Annotated in this window: 19 protein-coding genes and 1 tRNA gene; 14 read left to right on the top strand and 6 right to left on the bottom strand. The window is 32.1% G+C overall.

Annotated features, from left to right (window positions below; all coding sequences use genetic code 11):
- The first annotated feature begins 47 nt into the window (after nucleotides 1-47).
- The 4 genes from KHA90_RS05470 (at nucleotide 48) to KHA90_RS05455 (ending at nucleotide 1089) form a co-directional block, all read left to right on the top strand.
- A complete protein-coding gene (locus tag KHA90_RS05470) occupies nucleotides 48-266 on the top strand; it encodes a hypothetical protein (protein ID WP_213296182.1) in 219 nt (72 codons plus the stop codon).
- Entirely contained in the window at nucleotides 267-560 is a 294-nt protein-coding gene (locus tag KHA90_RS05465; RefSeq protein ID WP_213296180.1) for a hypothetical protein, read from the top strand.
- 5 nt (nucleotides 561-565) lie between these two features.
- Complete coding sequence (gene folB, locus KHA90_RS05460; RefSeq protein ID WP_213296179.1) at nucleotides 566-925, top strand: dihydroneopterin aldolase; 360 nt, start codon at nucleotides 566-568, stop codon at nucleotides 923-925.
- Nucleotides 926-1018: 93 nt separating this feature from the next.
- Nucleotides 1019-1089 (top strand) — tRNA-Cys (locus KHA90_RS05455).
- Between the two features lie 716 nt (nucleotides 1090-1805).
- Here KHA90_RS05455 and KHA90_RS05450 read toward each other — a convergent pair.
- Genes KHA90_RS05450 through rnr form a run of 3 tightly spaced genes read right to left on the bottom strand, consistent with a single transcriptional unit; the run spans nucleotide 1806 to nucleotide 5371 of the window.
- Nucleotides 1806-2483: a LysE family translocator gene (locus KHA90_RS05450; protein WP_213296178.1), complete on the bottom strand. Its 678-nt coding sequence runs from the start codon at nucleotides 2481-2483 to the stop codon at nucleotides 1806-1808.
- Between the two features lie 14 nt (nucleotides 2484-2497).
- Complete coding sequence (locus KHA90_RS05445; protein WP_213296177.1) at nucleotides 2498-3166, bottom strand: head GIN domain-containing protein; 669 nt, start codon at nucleotides 3164-3166, stop codon at nucleotides 2498-2500.
- A 24-nt stretch (nucleotides 3167-3190) separates the two neighbouring features.
- On the bottom strand, nucleotides 3191-5371 hold the full coding sequence (gene rnr, locus KHA90_RS05440) for a ribonuclease R (RefSeq protein ID WP_213296176.1): 2181 nt from the start codon (nucleotides 5369-5371) through the stop codon (nucleotides 3191-3193).
- Nucleotides 5372-5567: 196 nt separating this feature from the next.
- Here rnr and KHA90_RS05435 point away from each other — a divergent pair, with 196 nt between their 5' ends.
- The gene (locus tag KHA90_RS05435) at nucleotides 5568-5801 is read left to right on the top strand and encodes a DUF2007 domain-containing protein (protein ID WP_213296175.1); all 234 of its coding nucleotides are present in this window, start codon (nucleotides 5568-5570) and stop codon (nucleotides 5799-5801) included.
- 776 nt (nucleotides 5802-6577) lie between these two features.
- On the top strand, nucleotides 6578-7009 hold the full coding sequence (gene rpiB, locus KHA90_RS05430; protein ID WP_213296174.1) for a ribose 5-phosphate isomerase B: 432 nt from the start codon (nucleotides 6578-6580) through the stop codon (nucleotides 7007-7009).
- A 140-nt stretch (nucleotides 7010-7149) separates the two neighbouring features.
- Here rpiB and KHA90_RS05425 read toward each other — a convergent pair whose 3' ends face one another.
- On the bottom strand, nucleotides 7150-7419 hold the full coding sequence (locus tag KHA90_RS05425) for a DUF1294 domain-containing protein (protein WP_213296172.1): 270 nt from the start codon (nucleotides 7417-7419) through the stop codon (nucleotides 7150-7152).
- 113 nt (nucleotides 7420-7532) lie between these two features.
- On the opposite strand from KHA90_RS05425, the gene KHA90_RS05420 reads away from it, so the two are divergent.
- Nucleotides 7533-9656, top strand: a complete 2124-nt coding sequence (locus KHA90_RS05420) for a Tex family protein (protein ID WP_213296169.1) — start codon at nucleotides 7533-7535, stop codon at nucleotides 9654-9656.
- A 96-nt stretch (nucleotides 9657-9752) separates the two neighbouring features.
- Here KHA90_RS05420 and KHA90_RS05415 read toward each other — a convergent pair whose 3' ends face one another.
- Together KHA90_RS05415 and KHA90_RS05410 are read right to left on the bottom strand one after the other, a co-directional pair.
- Entirely contained in the window at nucleotides 9753-11147 is a 1395-nt protein-coding gene (locus KHA90_RS05415) for a glycosyl hydrolase family 8 (protein ID WP_213296168.1), read from the bottom strand.
- A gap of 107 nt (nucleotides 11148-11254) precedes the next feature.
- Nucleotides 11255-11446, bottom strand: a complete 192-nt coding sequence (locus KHA90_RS05410; protein WP_213296236.1) for a Sec-independent protein translocase subunit TatA/TatB — start codon at nucleotides 11444-11446, stop codon at nucleotides 11255-11257.
- 211 nt (nucleotides 11447-11657) lie between these two features.
- On the opposite strand from KHA90_RS05410, the gene KHA90_RS05405 reads away from it, so the two are divergent.
- The 7 genes from KHA90_RS05405 (at nucleotide 11658) to KHA90_RS05375 (ending at nucleotide 17809) form a co-directional block, all read left to right on the top strand.
- Entirely contained in the window at nucleotides 11658-12158 is a 501-nt protein-coding gene (locus tag KHA90_RS05405; protein WP_213296167.1) for a peptidase, read from the top strand.
- Nucleotides 12159-12169: 11 nt separating this feature from the next.
- A complete protein-coding gene (locus tag KHA90_RS05400) occupies nucleotides 12170-13654 on the top strand; it encodes a GH3 auxin-responsive promoter family protein (protein WP_213296166.1) in 1485 nt (494 codons plus the stop codon).
- Nucleotides 13655-13669: 15 nt separating this feature from the next.
- Entirely contained in the window at nucleotides 13670-14008 is a 339-nt protein-coding gene (locus KHA90_RS05395) for a hypothetical protein (protein ID WP_213296165.1), read from the top strand.
- A complete protein-coding gene (locus KHA90_RS05390; RefSeq protein ID WP_213296164.1) occupies nucleotides 13992-14396 on the top strand; it encodes a hypothetical protein in 405 nt (134 codons plus the stop codon). Before KHA90_RS05395 ends, KHA90_RS05390 begins: the two co-directional genes overlap by 17 nt.
- A 166-nt stretch (nucleotides 14397-14562) precedes the next feature.
- Nucleotides 14563-16242, top strand: a complete 1680-nt coding sequence (locus tag KHA90_RS05385) for a DUF6909 family protein (RefSeq protein ID WP_213296163.1) — start codon at nucleotides 14563-14565, stop codon at nucleotides 16240-16242.
- Nucleotides 16243-16302: 60 nt separating this feature from the next.
- On the top strand, nucleotides 16303-16659 hold the full coding sequence (locus tag KHA90_RS05380; RefSeq protein ID WP_213296160.1) for a hypothetical protein: 357 nt from the start codon (nucleotides 16303-16305) through the stop codon (nucleotides 16657-16659).
- Nucleotides 16660-16825: 166 nt separating this feature from the next.
- Nucleotides 16826-17809: a UDP-glucuronic acid decarboxylase family protein gene (locus tag KHA90_RS05375; protein ID WP_213296158.1), complete on the top strand. Its 984-nt coding sequence runs from the start codon at nucleotides 16826-16828 to the stop codon at nucleotides 17807-17809.
- The last annotated feature ends 11 nt before the right edge of the window (nucleotides 17810-17820 follow it).

Raw genomic sequence — 17820 nt, 5'->3', positions numbered from 1 at the left:
AACCTTAAACTTAATTTATTTGTACTTTTGCATAAATATTGAGTGTTATGAGACAATTAACTGTTACGATACCAGACGATTTTTACGAAACTTTTGTTAGTTTTTTTAAACATATTCCAGATGTTTCTATCAATGAAAACACAGAGAATGAAATTCCGCTGTGGCAACAGGAAATGGTTTTAGAACGTATGAAAAATGCAAAACCAGAAGATTATATTAGCTGGGAAGAATCTAAAAAAAGGCTCAATGCTAAATGGAATAAATAAATGTTTGAAATAATTATTCTATTGCGCGCTGAATTAGAAGTAGATGAAATTGCAGAATATTATGAATCTTTATCTCACGGTTTGGGAACCAAATTCTTTAATGAATATCAGGATTATGTTGACACATTAATAACATTTCCTTTTTTTGAGGAAAAATATAACACTGTTCGCACTTTACCTTTAAAAAAATTCCCCTACACAATTCATTTTACAGTTGATGAAATTATGAGAACAGTTTTCATACTAGCTTTAACATCAAATTACCAAGATCCAAATACTACAAGAATAAAATAATAAAAATGGGAGTTATAAAACTAAAAAACATTCGCACATTCTCTTACCACGGATGTTTAATTGAAGAAGGAAAAATTGGATCTGACTACACAGTAGATCTGAAAATTAAAACTAATTTACAAAAATCAGCTGGAACAGATCACTTGTTAGATACTGTTGATTATGTTCATTTGAACAAAATTGTTACTGAAGAAATGGCAATTCGTTCGCATTTATTAGAACATGTTGCTAAAAGAATCAATATTCGTGTACTTGCAGAGATTGAAACGATAGAAAAAACTACGGTTTGGGTTTCTAAAATAAATCCTCCTATTGGTGGTGATGTTGAATCAGTTACTATAAAAATGACTGAAGTTAGGAAGTAATTCTTTCAAATAAAATATTTATTTTTTAAAATACTTCATTTTAAACTTTTGAAATTTAAAGATTTTAGTTACTTTTGCCATCCGTTCAACTACGGCGTCGTGGCCGAGCGGCTAGGCTGGGCTCTGCAAAAGCTCCTACTCCGGTTCGAATCCGGACGATGCCTCTAAAACCTCTAAAGAAATTTAGAGGTTTTTTTATGCTTAATTTTTAGAAAAAATTAAATAAAGATCTACGTTCGAATCAGGACGATGCCTCTAAATTTCTTTAGAGGTTTTTTTATGCTTAATTTTTAGAAAAAATTAGATAAAGATTTACGTTCGAATCCTTACGGTTCCTCTAAAACCTCTAAATCTTTAGAGTTTTTTTTATGCTTAATTTTTAGAAAAAATTAGATAAAGATTTACGTTCGAATCCGGACGATGTCTCTAAAACATCTAAAGATTTAGAGTTTTTTTTATGGTTAATTTTTAGAAAAAATTAGATAAAGATTTACGTTCGAATCCCGAAGATACTTCTAAAACTTCAAAGAAACTTGGAGGTTTTTTAATGGTTAATTTTTCTAAAAATTAGATAAAGAATTATTCCAATCTTTAATGAAGACAAGCAAACCCGACAGGTTTTTAAAACCTGGGTTTAACATTTACTGGAATTAAGAACTTTCCCATAAACTTGTTATTCTAAGGAACTATAGAAAATCAACACAATATCTCATTTCGACGTAATAAGAAATCACACACGTAACTCTACAAAGATTGGTAATTATATTTGTGGAATTACTAGTCTGATTTCTTCTTACGTCGAAATGAAAAACTTTACGTTTAGACACAAAAAAACCTCTGAAATTCAGAGGTCTAATTTGTAATATTGAGTTATCAACAACTACTTTTTTTCAATCTTTTCGAAAGCGTTTTTAACCATTTCTTTTTCTTTCGGAAACCAACCCTGTGTTATCAAAACAAGTCCGAAAACCATTAAAACAATACTAATTGCTTTTTTAATTTTTATAATATTAGTTGGTGTCATCTTTGTTTTTAACTGTTTGGCTAATAATATTTTAAGGCAATCAACTACTAAATATGTAATAATAACTGCAGTAAAAAAAGTAAACATTCTGGAGTTTTGCATTTCTAATTTTGGTCCTACAGAAATAATTACGGCTAACCAAAAACCTAATACACCAATGTTAATAACGTTGAGTAAAAAGCCTTTAATGAATAAACTGCCGTAGTTTCTTTTTATAATATCGCGATCAATTGCCTCGTCATCAATTTCTTCATTTTTTAATCTTACGAAAGAAATTATGCCGTAAGCCAGCATTATGATTCCGCCAAAAATAAAAAGAGCCGGTTTATCTTTTAAACTTTGAATTAGTCTATAACTTCCTAAATAGGCAATGCCTATAAAAAAAATATCACCTAATACTACACCAAGATCAAAAACTATGGCAGCTCTGAATCCTTTTGTAATACTGGTTTCCAGTAGTATAAAAAATACCGGACCTACCATAAAACTTAAAAAAAGTCCCCATGGCAGTCCAGCTAAAATATCATTTATCATTCAAATACAATTTCTTATTTTACTTCTTCAATTTTACCTCCAAAAACCGTTTTCTGATTGATTTGTTTCGGTTTTCCATAAATGTAAATAGAGCCTCCTGCGCTTACTTTTGCATCAACTAACGTAGAAGCATTCACATCTGCTTTTCCTCCCGCAGAAACGCTTACTTTAGTTTGAGACGTTGCTAATTTACTTCCCAGGAAATATCCACCTGCTCCTAAACTTGCATCAAGGTTATCTGCTTTACCAGTTGCAGTAATTTCTCCACCAGAAACTGAACTTACTTTCAGTTTATCAACATCTAAATCTACATTGATTTTACCGCCTTCCTGAGCACTAACTTTAAACGAAGTCGCTTTTATAGTTTCATTGCTTGTTACATTCGCACCTTCATTAACATCAATCAATTCGATATGTTTATAATACAAAGTAACTTCAAGATCATTTCCTGAAAGAAGTTTTGGAAAAGGCATTCTTATTTTTAAAATCCCATTTTTATTAACAGCTTCTAGTTCTGCTTCCCTTGCTCCTTTTATTACTACTTTATTTTCAGATGACTGAACTAGCTTAACACTTAATTTATCGTAAACTTTAACGGTGTCAAAATCACCTAATTCTTTGGTAACCTGACCAAAAGACATTTGAACAAATAAAATTGCCACTCCTATAATTAACTTTTTCATACTTTTATTTTTTAAATTTAACCTCTATTCTGCTCTTCTCAAAAAATGAAAATCCAGTTGTTTCTTCACTAAATCGGCATTTTTTACTTTAACGTAAATTTCATCTCCTAATTGTAAAATACTGTTTGAAGTCGCTCCAACTAAGGCATATTGCTTTTCATCAAAAGTATAATAATCATCTTTTATTTCTCTGATTCTTACCATTCCTTCGCATTTGTTAGAAACAATTTCAACATATATTCCCCATTCAGTAACACCGGAAATAACTCCAAGGAATTCTTCATCCTGATGATCCTGCATGTATTTAACCTGCATGTATTTAATACTATCTCGTTCAGCATTAGTGGCTAAACTTTCCATATTTGAACAATGTAAACATTTTGCTTCATACACTTCTTCGTTTACAGATGCTCCGTTATCCAGATAATATTGCAGCAAACGGTGTACCATTACGTCAGGATAACGACGAATTGGCGAAGTAAAGTGACTGTAATAATCAAAAGCTAATCCGTAATGACCAATGTTTTCTGTTGAATATTTGGCTTTACTCATACTTCTAATCGCAAGAGTATCAATTAAATTTTGCTCTTTTTTACCATTTACTTCTTCCATCAAAGCGTTCAGTGATTTCGAAATATCGCCTTTGTTACGGAAATCTATTTTATAACCAAATTTAGCAATTACGGTTTGCATCGCAATTAATTTGTCTTCGTTTGGTTCATCGTGAATCCTGTAAATAAATGTTTTTTTCTGTTTACCAATGTATTCAGCCACTTTTCTGTTGGCTAAAAGCATGAATTCTTCAATTAGATGATTCGCATCTTTTGAAACTTTAAAGTACACTCCTTCTGGTTCCCCTTCAGTATTTAAATCAAATTTCACTTCGACTTTATCGAAAGAAATAGCACCATTTGCCATTCTTTTCTTTCTTAGAATCTTAGCTAATTCATCTAATTTTAAAGTCGCCTGAGTAATTTCATCAGAAACTACATAGGATTCTCCCGTGATTGAAATATCAACAGGAATCGTACTATCTTTTGTTTCAATGATATATTGCGCTTCTTCATAAGCAAAACGCTGATCAGAATAAATTACCGTTCTTCCAAACCACTGGTTGATAACTTGTGCATTTTCTGATACTTCAAAAATTGCTGAAAACGTATATTTCTCTTCATTTGGACGTAATGAACACGCAAAATTAGATAAAACTTCCGGAAGCATTGGCACTACTCTATCAACTAAATAAACCGAAGTGGCACGTTGATACGCTTCATCATCCAGAATTGTTCCTTCTTCAAGATAATACGAAACATCGGCAATATGAATACCAATTTCGTAATTTCCGTTTTCTAACTTTTTGAAAGACAAAGCATCATCAAAATCTTTTGCATCTTTTGGATCGATCGTGAAAGTAAGTGTATCACGCATATCACGACGTTTTGCAATTTCAGATTCCTGTATCGAAGTATCTATTTTTTGTGCAAAAACCTCTACTTCTACCGGAAAATCTGATGGTAAGCCATATTCGGCTAAAATGGCATGAATTTCTGTATTGTGTTCTCCAGGTTTTCCTAAAACTCTGATCACAGATCCAAAAGGACTATCGGCTCTTTTTGGCCAATCTTCAATGGTAACCAAAACAACGTCACCATTTTCTGCTTCACCAATTTTATCCTTTGGAATAAAAATATCAGTATACATTTTAGGATTTGCCGTAGATACAAAAGCAAAATTTGCCTGAATATCAATTACTCCAACAAACTCTGTTTTATTTCTTTCAACAACTTCAATTACTTCACCTTCAGGTCTTTTACCTTTTCTTCGGTTATAAACATAAACTTTTACTTTGTCTTTGTCTAAAGCACGATTCAAATTATTAGTTGGGATAAAAACATCTTCACTAAAATCAGGACAAACAAAATACGCCGTTTTTCTGCTGGTCATATCAATTGTTCCTTCGTAATAATCCTGACTTTCGGCTTTTACTAAATATTTGCCTGGTTCAGATTCTATAATTTTCTTTGAAGCAGCCAGAATTTTTAAATCTTTTATAATCTGGTTTCTGCTTTTTGTATCATCAAGTTCAAGCTTTGCTCCTATCTGTTTGTAATTAAATGCTTTATTAGGACTTTGCGATAAAATTTTTATTATTTTACTAGAGAGATCTGTCTCATTTTTTATCGGCTTTCTAATTTTCTTACTCATATATCTTTTCTTAAAAAGTTAAAATTACAAATAAGATCTCAGATTATAGTTTTTAACAAATAAATTATTAAAAATATAACTTTCAAAAGGAGCTATTTATTGGTTTTCAAACGTCATTTTTAATTACGATATTTAAATTAGTGTGAGTGACAAATTAAGTAATGCTCATTTCGTATCTTTATAAAAAGACACTTTTATGGAAAGCTTTAAAACCATCGCTATATTCAATTATCAGCACGAAACAGTCGTTCTAAAGCATTTATTAGAGCAGGAACATATTCCGTATTATTTTGAGAACGAAATGACGCTTTCTGTTGTTCCAATGTATACTTCTGCGCTCGGCGGAATTAAACTCCGAATTCATCCCAACGATTTCGAAAGAGTTCAGCAAATTCTGGACAATCTCAATAATCCACTTACAATCGTTTGAGAAGTTTGTTTTTCATTCTAAATTTTTTTTTTTCTCTTTTAAAATTTCTAAAGTTGTCAACATATATTAAATACAACAAAAAGAAAAATTTAAATTTAATTAATTTATGGTTGTTATTATAGCTTGTTAATATGTGCTATAAATTTATTTTTAAATGTATTGAAATGAAGTTTCTCTTAGTTATATAGAGTTATTAACATACTTATATTTAGTTAAAGGATTAATTTATAAGACTTTTTAGATTTTAGTTAACAATGGTTAACAACCAAAAATGAATTGATTTTGTAGATAACTTGATAACTCGATTTATGTTGAAAATAGCATTTTTGATATTGATAACTTTTCTAAAAATTCAGCTAACTTTATTAGGTTATTTCATCTGGGTTTTGGATTAGGTTTTTTTTTGACACAACCAAAAAAAACTTCTAATTTTCTATCTCAACTTATCAACAAATAATGTTAACTTAAAGTTAACTGAATATCAACGAATTAGGTTTTGCTATTAACAATATAAAAATTTAACAAAATTTACGTTTATTTATAACTGATATTCAGATAATTATAAAGATATTAAAATTGTTAATAACGTTAACTTTTTGATATAAAGAGGGTTATATGTTCAATTTTTTTGTCACGAATTTCACGAATTATTTTTTTATTTTCTCCACTATACTTTTAAAGTTACTATGAAATAAATTAGTGAAAATTAGTGAAATTCGTGGCGAACATTTATTAATTGAGTAAATTTGCATTACACAACTTAATAGTATTTAAAAATGAAAATTTCGATAGGAAACGACCACGCAGGACCAGATTACAAAAAAGCAATCGTTGAGATGCTTAAAGCAAAAGGATATGAAGTAACCAATTACGGAACAGATTCTCAGGATTCTGTTGATTATCCTGACTTTGGTCATCCAGTTGCAAATGATGTATCTGAAGGAAAAGCTGATTTTGGAATTGTCATCTGCGGAAGCGGAAACGGAATTGCAATGACGGTTAACAAACACCCTAAAGTAAGAGCCGGTTTGTGCTGGACTAAAGAAATTGCTTATTTGACACGTTTACATAATGATGCTAATATTGTGAGCATTCCGGCGCGTTATACATCGATTCCGCAAGCCGTAGAAATAGTTGAAACGTTTTTAACAACGGCATTTGAAGGTGGAAGACACCAAAATAGAGTGAATAAAATCGCTTGTCAATAAGTCAAAAAAAATCGCGGTGCTTCGCACCAAATAAATAAACACACCGGGCGGAATTTTTAAATTCACCCGGTTTTTTATTATAAATATCTTAATTTCAGACTATTATGATATAATTTTGAAGTTATCAACATTGTTAACAACTAGATTTTATCAGTCAATATTAGATAAGCCAATACTATCTGAACTAATAAAATTATTCCAAACTTTATAATAAAAGAAGATTTACTCGTTTTATGCCTGAATAATAACATTGCTAATAATAATCCGATTGAACCGCCAAAAAAAGCGATTGTAAATAGTGTATTTTCAGGAATTCGGTGTTTATGTTTGACAGCCAAATATTTATCGTATCCGGCTAAAATAAATTCAATACTATTTACAATAAAAAAAGATACTAATAAAACTTCCATTCGCTAATAATTAAAAACAAAGATATTATTTTAGCCGGATGATTAATTAATCTGTTTATGGTTTTAAGAACAGATTATCTCATTTTCTAATCCAGAAATTATTTCATTAAAGTATGACTAATATTCAATTCATTGCCAAGATTGTTCAAACAGCAGCAATCAACATTCAAAACACTGTAAAATTATTAGAGGAAGATTGTACGATTCCGTTCATTTCCCGTTACCGAAAAGATACAACCGGGAATCTCGATGAAGTTCAAATTGAGAATATTGCAAAACTTCAGAAAGAATATGAAACGATTGTAAAACGTAAAGAAGCAGTCCTAAAATCAATAGAAGAACAAAAATCGCTTACGCCGGAATTGAAACATAAAATTGAACAAAGTTTTGATTTACAAGAAATTGAAGATTTTTACCTTCCATATAAAAAGAAGAAAAAAACAAAAGCCGATGTTGCACGTGAATTTGGTTTAGAACCATTGGCAAAAATTATTATGTCAGAAAATGATGTTGATATCGATTTTATTTCGACACAATATTTGAATGAGAATGTGATTAATGAGGAAGCTGCAATGCAAGGCGCAAGAGATATTGTAGCCGAATGGATCAACGAGAATATTTATGTTCGTAAACAACTTCGTAGATTATATCAGCGTAAAGCGACAATAGGAACCAAAGTAGTTAAAAAGAAAAGCGAAGAAGAAGGAGCACAAAAATTCAGTCAGTATTTTGATTGGGATGAAAATTTGACAAAAGCACCTTCACATAGATTATTAGCAATGCTTCGTGCAGAAAACGAAGGTTTTGTAAAGATGAAAGTAGATGTTGATATCGACGAAGCTTATGATGTAATTGACGAAATAATCATTAAAAAACAAAATAGTACAACAGCACATTTGCAATTAGCGATTGAAGACAGTTATAAACGATTGTTGAATCCTGCTATTGGAAATGAAACGTTACAAGAAGCTAAAGCTAAAGCTGACGCAAATTCTATTCAGGTTTTTGCGAACAATTTAGGTCAGTTATTATTGGCGCCGCCTTTGGGTGAAAAGCGAATTTTGGCAATCGATCCGGGATTTAGAAGCGGTTGTAAAGTTGTTTGTCTGGACGAAAAAGGCGATTTATTATACAACGAAACCATTTATCCGCACGCGCCCCAAAATGAGGAAGCAATGGCGATCAAGAAAATCCGTTCGATGGTAAATGCATATCAAATTGATGCCATTTCTATAGGAAACGGAACTGCTTCAAGAGAAACCGAATTCTTTATCAAAAAAATTGCGTTTGACAAAGCACCACAAGTTTTTATAGTTTCTGAGGCTGGAGCTTCGGTTTATTCGGCATCAAAAATTGCTAGAGAAGAATTTCCTAATTACGATGTTACAGTTCGTGGATCTATTTCTATAGGTCGAAGACTATCAGATCCTTTGGCTGAGTTGGTAAAGATTGATCCAAAAGCAATTGGAGTTGGACAATATCAGCATGATGTTGATCAAACCAAACTGAAAGAGGAACTTGATGCGACGGTAATTCGTTGCGTAAACTCGGTTGGAATAAATATCAACACGGCGAGTAAACATTTACTAAGTTATGTGAGTGGAATAGGAGAGAAACTGGCGGAAAACATTGTTCAATACCGCTCAGAAAATGGTCCTTTTGAAGATAGAAAACAGCTAAAAAAAGTGCCTCGCTTAGGCGACAAAGCGTATCAGCAAGGTGCGGCTTTTATCAGAATTTCGAATGCTAAAAATCCGCTGGATAATTCTGCAGTACATCCTGAAGCTTATCCGGTTGTGGAGAAAATGGCAAAAGATTTGAAACTTTCGGTAAACGACTTAATTGCAAACAAAGAGAAAACAGCTTTAATTAAAGCCGAAAACTATATTACACCACAAATTGGTTTACTTACCTTAAAAGATATCATAAAAGAGCTTGAAAAACCCGGATTAGATCCAAGAAAATCGGCTAAGGTTTTTGAATTTGATGCGAATGTAAAATCAATAAAAGATTTGAGAACCGGAATGATTTTACCTGGAATTGTTAATAACATCACCAATTTTGGTTGTTTTGTTGATATCGGAATCAAAGAAAGCGGATTGGTCCACATATCACAATTGAAAGCAGGATTTGTAAGCGATGTAAACGAGGTTGTTAAGCTTCATCAACATGTTGATGTAAAAGTAACTGAGGTTGATGAGGATAGAAAGAGAATTCAGTTAACGATGGTTCTATAAAATTAAATTCCAACAAAAAAGTCCAAATTCCAATTTGGAGAAGATAAAAAAAATCCCAAACTACAATTGTAATTTGGGATTTTCTGTTTTTATGAATTACTTTAAAATCACTTTTTTCGTAACACTTTTATTTTCGTTTGTAATTTTTATCAAATACAGACCGGCGGAATAATTGGCTAAATTTATCTCTGTATTTTCAGCAGTTGTTTTTTGTTCTGAGATAACTTTTCCTTGAGGGGAAATCACAGAAATCACAGATTTTTCCGGAGCAAAAACGGTAAAACGATCACTACTCGGGTTAGGATATAAAGTCACTGTTGATTTTTCGATATCAAAATCTTCATTGGCTAAAGTAGCAATTTGAGGCAGATAAAAATTTCCTGTTAATAAAAATGAATACAAGGTTTTAAGTGTATGATTGAAATAACTATTTGGTTCGTTTAAATTTTTTAAATCTGTATATGAAGCATCCAGATGCGCTTGATTTTCACCACCCATCGCCGCGCAGGCAAAAGCACCAACAAAAGTTGCATTGTGCCATTGTCCGTTTAGTGATCCGTTTTGATTATAGCCATCTTTGATATTAGCAGTTCCGCCAAGATTTACGCGAACAAAATCAGATGATTTTTTAGAATATGCTTTCGCATCAGCATTTCCAAACCAAACATAATCAACAGCAATTCTCCATGGCGTTCTTGCTGCATCATAAGTATATGTTTTTCCTTCTCTGTTATATCCGCTAGCCTGCGGAGAATAAGCTCCAGATGCCTGACACCAGTCAGAAACTAAACCTCCAACAGCATTATTTACAGTTAAATTACTGTTGATAATCGTGTATGATTTTGCCGCAACAGAATTCCAAAAATAAGTATCATTAGTAAAAGTTCCGAAAACTCTGTAATACGCCGGTGAAAAATAAGAAGGATTTGTAATCTGGCTTCCGCCGAATTGATCGCCTGGTTTTAGCACAAAAGTACTGGCTTCAACTTCATGAGTTTTAATAGCGGCTATTAAAGTTTTGGCATCATTTTTATAATTGATAGTTCCAACACTTGTCCATTGATAATCGGCCATTATTAGAGCAAAAGCAGCGTCTAATTCCGCATCGGTTGCACCATTTGCACCATTAATTCCAGAACAGCCATTGATTTTCCAATTCATAACGCCATTAGAATTCACATTGTCTTTATAGTATAACCACAGACCGTCAAAAAGTGTTTTGTCAGTTGCATAAACCGCAAGTAGCATTCCGTATCCAATACCTTCAGATACGGTTTCAGAAGGATTGTCAAATTTTATCCTGTATCTGCCATTAGAACAGGCTTCAACAAAATTGGTTTTCCAGGTATTGTAATTGTTTTGGGCATCCTGACCATTTTTACTTGAAGCCATTAGACCATTTGCAAATACAATATTTGCCGGAAAAGGTTGCTTTTGTGCATTACTTTTAAGACACAAAAAAGCAACAGTAATCAGAAGTAGGTTTTTCATAATTATTGTTATTTAATTTAGGGATCGTAAAAGTAAGATTTTTTAGATTAAATAAAAAGCCCCAAATTACAAATGTAGTTTGGGGCTTTCAATAAGGTTTTAAATTCTTATTTAATTTCTTCTTCTTCTTTTTTAACAGAAGGTGCAGGAGGTGCAGTCTGATCGTCTTTAGCAGCGTTTTTAAATTCCTTTATTCCGCTTCCTAAACCTTTCATTAATTCCGGAATTTTTTTACCTCCAAAAAGTAATATCACGATACCTACTATTACGAGGATTTCTGTAAGACCTAATCTTCCCATGGTTTGTATATTTAGTGCCGAAGCAATTGTTTTTCTAATTGAACCGCAAATGTATATAGAATATACGAAGAACAACAGGATTTGGATTAAAATATTCATATCTTATAGCGTTAAATATTTTATAAAATGATGAAATAACTGTATTCCTTTATTGTTATCAGACATTAACAAGATGATTAATTATTATATTTGCTCGTATTAAACAACCATAATGGATAAGAAAAAATTCAATTTCAGAAAAAATTTATTTATTAAAAACCGATTGGTAATTTTGAATGAAAACACTTTTGAAGAAATTTTTTCGTTCAAACTTACCCTGATGAATGTATTTGTAACATTCACATTAGGCGGAATATTTTTAATTTTAATCACTACTTTCATTATTGCTTTTACGCCTTTACGCGAGTTTATTCCGGGATATTCTTCTTCTGAATTAAAAAAGAATGCTACAGAATTAGCCATTAAATCTGATTCATTAGAAACAGCTTTAAAGAAAAATGAAGCTTATATACACGGAATTCAAAAAGTATTAAGAGGAGAATTAGATTATGCAAAATTCAATAAAGACTCGATTTTAGCTGAAACTGATGAACATTCTGATGTTAATATGACAGCTTCTGAAGCAGAACTTAAATTAAGAGAAGAAGTAGCGAAGACAGAGAAAGAGTCAGACGAAAAAAAGCGAAGTAAAAACAAAAGTGACAAAAAATAATACTATAGCAAATGTCTATAAAATCAGTAGCAGCAAAATTATTTGCGAGCAAAATATACTATAAAACTCAGGCTTGGGCTAATAAACCTGTCGAAACTCAAGAAGCAGTATTTAAAAGTTTAATAAATAGTGCCAGAAAAACTCAATTTGGGACTGATCATCATTTTGATAAAATAAATACGGTTCATGATTTTAAGAAACTTGTTCCGGTTCGTGATTATGAAGATTTAAAGCCTTATATCGACAAGGTTCGAATGGGAGAAAAAAATATTCTATGGAAAGGCAAACCGCTTTATTTTGCTAAAACTTCGGGAACAACTTCCGGAGCAAAATATATTCCGTTAACTAAACAATCAATGCCATATCATATTGAGGCTTCAAGAAATGCGATTTTACATTACATACATGAAACCGGAAATGCTGATTTTGTCGATGGAAAAATGATTTTCCTGCAAGGAAGCCCAATTCTTGTTGAAAAGTACGGAATCAAATTTGGAAGGTTATCAGGAATAGGAGCGCATTTTGTACCTAAATATCTCCAAAAAAACCGAATGCCATCATGGGAAACCAATTGTATCGAAGATTGGGATACAAAAGTAAATGCCATTGTTGAGGAAACTATCGATCAGGATATGACCATAATTTCCGGAATTCCGTCCTGGGTACAAATGTATTTTGAGCGATTACAGGAAAAAAGCGGTGGAAAGAAAATAGGAGATTTATTCAAAAACTTCAATTTGTTTATTTACGGCGGAGTCAATTATGAACCGTATCGCGCGAAATTCGAAAAAATGATCGGGCGAAAAGTAGACAGCATTGAGTTGTTTCCGGCTTCGGAAGGGTTTTTTGCCTATCAGGATTCTCAAAAAGCAAAAGGAATGTTGTTGTTATTGAATTCGGGAATTTTCTACGAGTTCATTAAAGCCGACGAATTTTTTACGGAAAATCCGAAAAGTTATACAATTGGCGAAGTCGAAACAGGCGTTAATTATGCTTTGATTGTTTCTACAAATGCCGGACTTTGGCGTTATAATATTGGCGATACCGTTCAGTTTACATCGTTGTTTCCGCATCGGGTTATTGTTTCCGGACGAATCAAACATTATATTTCGGCTTTTGGCGAACACGTTATTGCCAACGAAGTCGAAAAGGCAATGAAAGAAGCCACAGAAGGAACCAAAATTGTAATCAACGAATTTACTGTTGCGCCTCAAATAAACCCATCAAGCGGATTACCGTATCATGAATGGCTGGTTGAATTTGAAAATGAGCCTGAAAATATCGAAGCTTTCGCCGAAGCAATTGACGATTCAATGCGAAAACAAAACATTTATTACGACGATTTAATCACCGGAAATGTGCTGCGAAAAGTGGTTGTAACCAAAGTTTCTAAAAATGGCTTTCAGGATTATATGAAATCACAAGGAAAATTAGGAGGGCAGAATAAAATTCCGAGATTATCCAATGACAGAAATATTGCAGATAATCTGAAATAAAGAAAACTTTATTTTATGAAGTATAAATATCATTTAAGACCCGGATATAAAGCGCAGGAATTACTTATTGACATATTTAGCGGTGCTGAAAATGAAGATTTTTTTCCTGATTTTTTTGATTCAATTGCAGCAATAAATCCAGAAGTTGATACAATTAGTGACCTTTGGATAAATGACGAATACTTACTTGATGTTAAGTCTGATATTGGTTCTTTTTCCATTTCAAAAGACATTTGGGGTTTCGCCTTTATAATGGCAGATGAAAATCAGGAATGTATTATTAGGATAGATTTGTTATTATCAGAAAATAAAAACTTTCAAAAAATAGAAGTCGATTTTGAAAATTATAAATAGTCACATATTTAAAGTTTTATCTAAAGATATTACAGATAAATTGAAACAGGAGACAAAAGTGAATAGTCATATACCATATGAGCACGTCAGAAATCGGGAATGTGATTTTATAGTTCAGTATCGTTTTTTCTCTGAAGAAGAAGGAGGAAGAAAAACAGTAAATCCAATTCAGGGATATCGTTCAGATTTTATGTATTCAGGTGATGAAAATTTAAAACAATTATGGATGATTTGGCCTGAATTTTTAGATAATGAAAATAATATCATTTTAGATAAATCTATACGTGTTTCAACTTCAGGTAAGGCAAAAATGTGGATATTAAATGAAACATTATATGAATTACATAAAGATAGAATTAAAAGGTTTTTTTATGGAAGGACCCCATAAAGTAGCGGAATGTGAGGTAATTCAAGTTGTTAATCTTAGTTTAGTAAATGTGATTAAATAATGACATGAGCAGATTTCAGTTGAATTAACATTTTTAATTCCTAATTTCGTTTAACAAAACATATATACATCTTCTGAAACAGAAGATTTTTTTAAATAAACAAGCATGAAAGAAACCAAAAATATATCAAGATCAAGAGCGCAGGAATCATCTGCGGCAATCGAAAAAATGTACATTACAATGCGTCACTTATTCAACCGTGGTTTTTATAAACCAATGGGAGTTTCGGGCGATAGTTTACGTGAATCATTATTAGCATTACGTCCGGAAATCTACGGAAATATAGGCGAGGAAAAAGTTGAACTTAACGGACTTTTGTACGTTATAGAGCGTTTACCAATAGGAATTGAGCAATGTCGATTCATCAATTTAACATCAGACGAAGGATATTCTAAATCGCATTTTCAGGCAATTGTTCCTCCAAAAAGAAGAAGAAATTGCTATAGAATCGATGAAGAGCAAATGAATGTTGAGATCACTCGCGGGCGATCAGATATTTATGATATTTTGACACATTTGACTTTTATTTTCATAGAATCTCATAAAATTAAAAACAGAGTTTTATTAGACGATGGCGGTGAAGTTTCACGCGATTGGATGAAATTAGAACAAGCTGTTTTACAGACCAAAAAGCTTTCTCAAATAGAAAAAGAAAAAGCAATCTCGCATGTTGCTAATATTTTGGCACGTACATTTGAAGAGGTCTTAGATATCTATGATGCTTTTGGATCAGAAAATGCTCCGGATCGTTTCCTGCATGTTATTTATTGGTTAGGAAAATTAGCGATAGAAGAAGTAATAGAAAATAATAAACGCACGATCACTTTTAGTCCAGTTTTAAGAGAGCGTTTAGGACATCATATTCACGGTGAAATCTGGGCAACAAACATCAAGGAGGTTTTAAAGGCAAATGATCTATTAAAGCGTCCAATTCACGTAATAAGTGCAAATATGCACAGTGTGATGAATTCTATTTTTGCAACGCCATTGTTGAAAACGAAATTCAAGGAGAAATCTGATTTTTATATTTATGAAGAATTAAGTAAATCAGGCGCTAAAGAAACCCGAAGTCATGTTGAAGAATTGGCTTTAAAAAACGGTATGATTTCCGTACTTGACAGTTCAGGAACAAATATTGATGTTCAGATTTTTGACACAGCCAAAATTGACTGGGCAAAAACAGCATTTCCAAAAACAGTTCTTGAGGAGTCAGCTCCTGTGATAATTGTAATGGATTATGCTTTTGGTGAGCAGGCTTACGAAACAATCGACGAACTTTTAAAACCATACAAAAAAGAAACTTTACTAAATGTAAAATCAGTTTCAATAATGGGTAAAGCCGGAATTCTGGAAGGCGGAAAAGGCGATATCATGATCCCAACTGCACATATAAACGAAGGAACTGCCGATAATTATTTCTTCGAAAACGAATTAACAGGCAAAATGTTCGAAGGAAATGATATTGCAGTTTTTGAAGGTGCAATGGTTACAGTTCTGGGAACATCATTACAAAACAGAGATTTACTGAAATTCTTTCACGAATCGACCTGGGGAGTAATTGGTCTTGAAATGGAAGGTTCTTATTACCAAAAAGCAATTCAGTCAGCATCAAAAATCAGAAAAAGTGTTCCTCACGATATCAAAGTTCGTTATGCCTATTATGCATCAGATAATCCATTAGAAACCGGAAGTACATTAGCTTCAGGCGGATTGGGAACTACAGGTGTGAAGCCGACTTATTTGATTACAATTAAGATTTTAGAACAAATTTTCAACGTAAAATAAGCGAGATTATATACTTGAATTAAAAGGGATGATAAATAATTGGACTAAATTGTATTATAAATGTATGTAAAATCTACATATTTGTTTTTTCTATTTATTGCTTTTAATCTTTCTGCACAAACAGAAACAACCGATTTATGCAACCAAATTTATGGAAAATGGAAAACATATTATACACAATTACCATACAGAATAACTCCAACAAACAATCTTGATATATGGATTTTTAATGAAAATGGAATTGTTACAATAAATAATAAACCAACTTCATGTAAACTAGCGGAGGATTGTTCTAAACTAATTATTAGTAATGATCTTGGGTTTTTCTCTATAGAAATATTAGGTGATACTTTATTTCTCAATAGGATAATCTCTGTGCATGAATCTCATAACATTTACCTAAAAAAAACTAATTGATAAAAAAATTATAATTATTCTATCTCTTTTTATGACTGTTTTTTGTTACTCATAAAATGTTAACAGATGATATTTAAATAATGAGAAATTAATTTTAGACAGTTTTTTTAGAATAGTTTCTATAATTTTCTAAATCAGTTACATTTGCGATGTATAATTAAATACTATGAAAAGAATACTTATTACCGGAGCTGCAGGATTTTTAGGATCACATTTGTGTGACCGATTCATTAAAGAGGGCTATTATGTTATTGGAATGGATAATCTGATTACCGGAGATCTTAAAAATATAGAGCATTTATTCAAATTAGAACATTTCGAATTTTATCATCACGATATCACCAAGTTTGTCCACGTTCCTGGTGACTTAGATTATATTTTACATTTTGCTTCGCCGGCAAGTCCAATAGATTATTTGAAAATTCCAATTCAAACTTTGAAAGTTGGATCTTTAGGAACACATAATTTACTTGGATTAGCAAGAGTCAAAAAAGCAAGAATTTTGATTGCTTCAACTTCTGAAGTTTACGGAGATCCATTAGTTCACCCACAAACCGAAGAATATTACGGAAACGTAAATACAATTGGTCCGCGTGGCGTTTATGACGAAGCAAAACGTTTTCAGGAATCGATTACAATGGCGTATCATACATTTCACGGCGTAGAAACCAGAATTGTGCGTATTTTTAATACTTACGGACCAAGAATGAGACTGAATGACGGACGTGTAATTCCGGCTTTTATCGGTCAGGCACTTCGCGGAGAAGATTTAACCATCTTTGGAGACGGAATGCAAACCCGTTCTTTCTGTTATGTTGACGATCAGGTCGAAGGTATTTTCAGATTATTACATTCAGATTACGTATTTCCTGTAAATATTGGAAATCCGGACGAAATCACGATTAAGGATTTTGCCGAAGAAATCATTAAATTAACCGGAACCAATCAAAAAGTAGTCTATCACCCGTTGCCTATAAATGATCCGTTACAACGCCAGCCAGATACTACAAAAGCAAAAGAATTATTAGGTTGGGAAGCAAAAGTAGATCGCGCCGAAGGAATGAAAATCACATATGATTATTTCAGATCACTTTCAAAAGAAGAACTTTCAAAAGAAGAACATAAAGATTTTTCGAGTTATATAAAATAAAAAAACGGGCA

Origin of the sequence: Flavobacterium psychroterrae (assembly GCF_018380615.1) — a bacterium.
Taxonomy (GTDB): domain Bacteria; phylum Bacteroidota; class Bacteroidia; order Flavobacteriales; family Flavobacteriaceae; genus Flavobacterium; species Flavobacterium psychroterrae.
The sequence above is the reverse complement of the archived record's forward strand: the minus strand, read 5'-3'. Positions and strand labels throughout refer to the sequence as shown.

Excerpts from the sequence above, each read along its gene's own strand:
- KHA90_RS05450 (WP_213296178.1), bottom strand. The coding sequence starts at position 2,483 with ATGATAAATGATATTTTAGCTGGACTGCCATGGGGACTTTTTTTAAGT.
- KHA90_RS05405 (WP_213296167.1), top strand. The coding sequence starts at position 11,658 with ATGGATAAGAAAAAATTCAATTTCAGAAAAAATTTATTTATTAAAAAC.
- KHA90_RS05400 (WP_213296166.1), top strand. The coding sequence starts at position 12,170 with ATGTCTATAAAATCAGTAGCAGCAAAATTATTTGCGAGCAAAATATAC.
- KHA90_RS05380 (WP_213296160.1), top strand. The coding sequence starts at position 16,303 with ATGTATGTAAAATCTACATATTTGTTTTTTCTATTTATTGCTTTTAAT.
- KHA90_RS05410 (WP_213296236.1), bottom strand. The coding sequence starts at position 11,446 with ATGGGAAGATTAGGTCTTACAGAAATCCTCGTAATAGTAGGTATCGTG.
- KHA90_RS05425 (WP_213296172.1), bottom strand. The coding sequence starts at position 7,419 with ATGGAAGTTTTATTAGTATCTTTTTTTATTGTAAATAGTATTGAATTT.
- rpiB (WP_213296174.1), top strand. The coding sequence starts at position 6,578 with ATGAAAATTTCGATAGGAAACGACCACGCAGGACCAGATTACAAAAAA.
- folB (WP_213296179.1), top strand. The coding sequence starts at position 566 with ATGGGAGTTATAAAACTAAAAAACATTCGCACATTCTCTTACCACGGA.
- KHA90_RS05445 (WP_213296177.1), bottom strand. The coding sequence starts at position 3,166 with ATGAAAAAGTTAATTATAGGAGTGGCAATTTTATTTGTTCAAATGTCT.
- KHA90_RS05415 (WP_213296168.1), bottom strand. The coding sequence starts at position 11,147 with ATGAAAAACCTACTTCTGATTACTGTTGCTTTTTTGTGTCTTAAAAGT.
- KHA90_RS05420 (WP_213296169.1), top strand. The coding sequence starts at position 7,533 with ATGACTAATATTCAATTCATTGCCAAGATTGTTCAAACAGCAGCAATC.
- KHA90_RS05395 (WP_213296165.1), top strand. The coding sequence starts at position 13,670 with ATGAAGTATAAATATCATTTAAGACCCGGATATAAAGCGCAGGAATTA.
- KHA90_RS05385 (WP_213296163.1), top strand. The coding sequence starts at position 14,563 with ATGAAAGAAACCAAAAATATATCAAGATCAAGAGCGCAGGAATCATCT.
- KHA90_RS05435 (WP_213296175.1), top strand. The coding sequence starts at position 5,568 with ATGGAAAGCTTTAAAACCATCGCTATATTCAATTATCAGCACGAAACA.
- KHA90_RS05465 (WP_213296180.1), top strand. The coding sequence starts at position 267 with ATGTTTGAAATAATTATTCTATTGCGCGCTGAATTAGAAGTAGATGAA.
- KHA90_RS05470 (WP_213296182.1), top strand. The coding sequence starts at position 48 with ATGAGACAATTAACTGTTACGATACCAGACGATTTTTACGAAACTTTT.
- rnr (WP_213296176.1), bottom strand. The coding sequence starts at position 5,371 with ATGAGTAAGAAAATTAGAAAGCCGATAAAAAATGAGACAGATCTCTCT.
- KHA90_RS05375 (WP_213296158.1), top strand. The coding sequence starts at position 16,826 with ATGAAAAGAATACTTATTACCGGAGCTGCAGGATTTTTAGGATCACAT.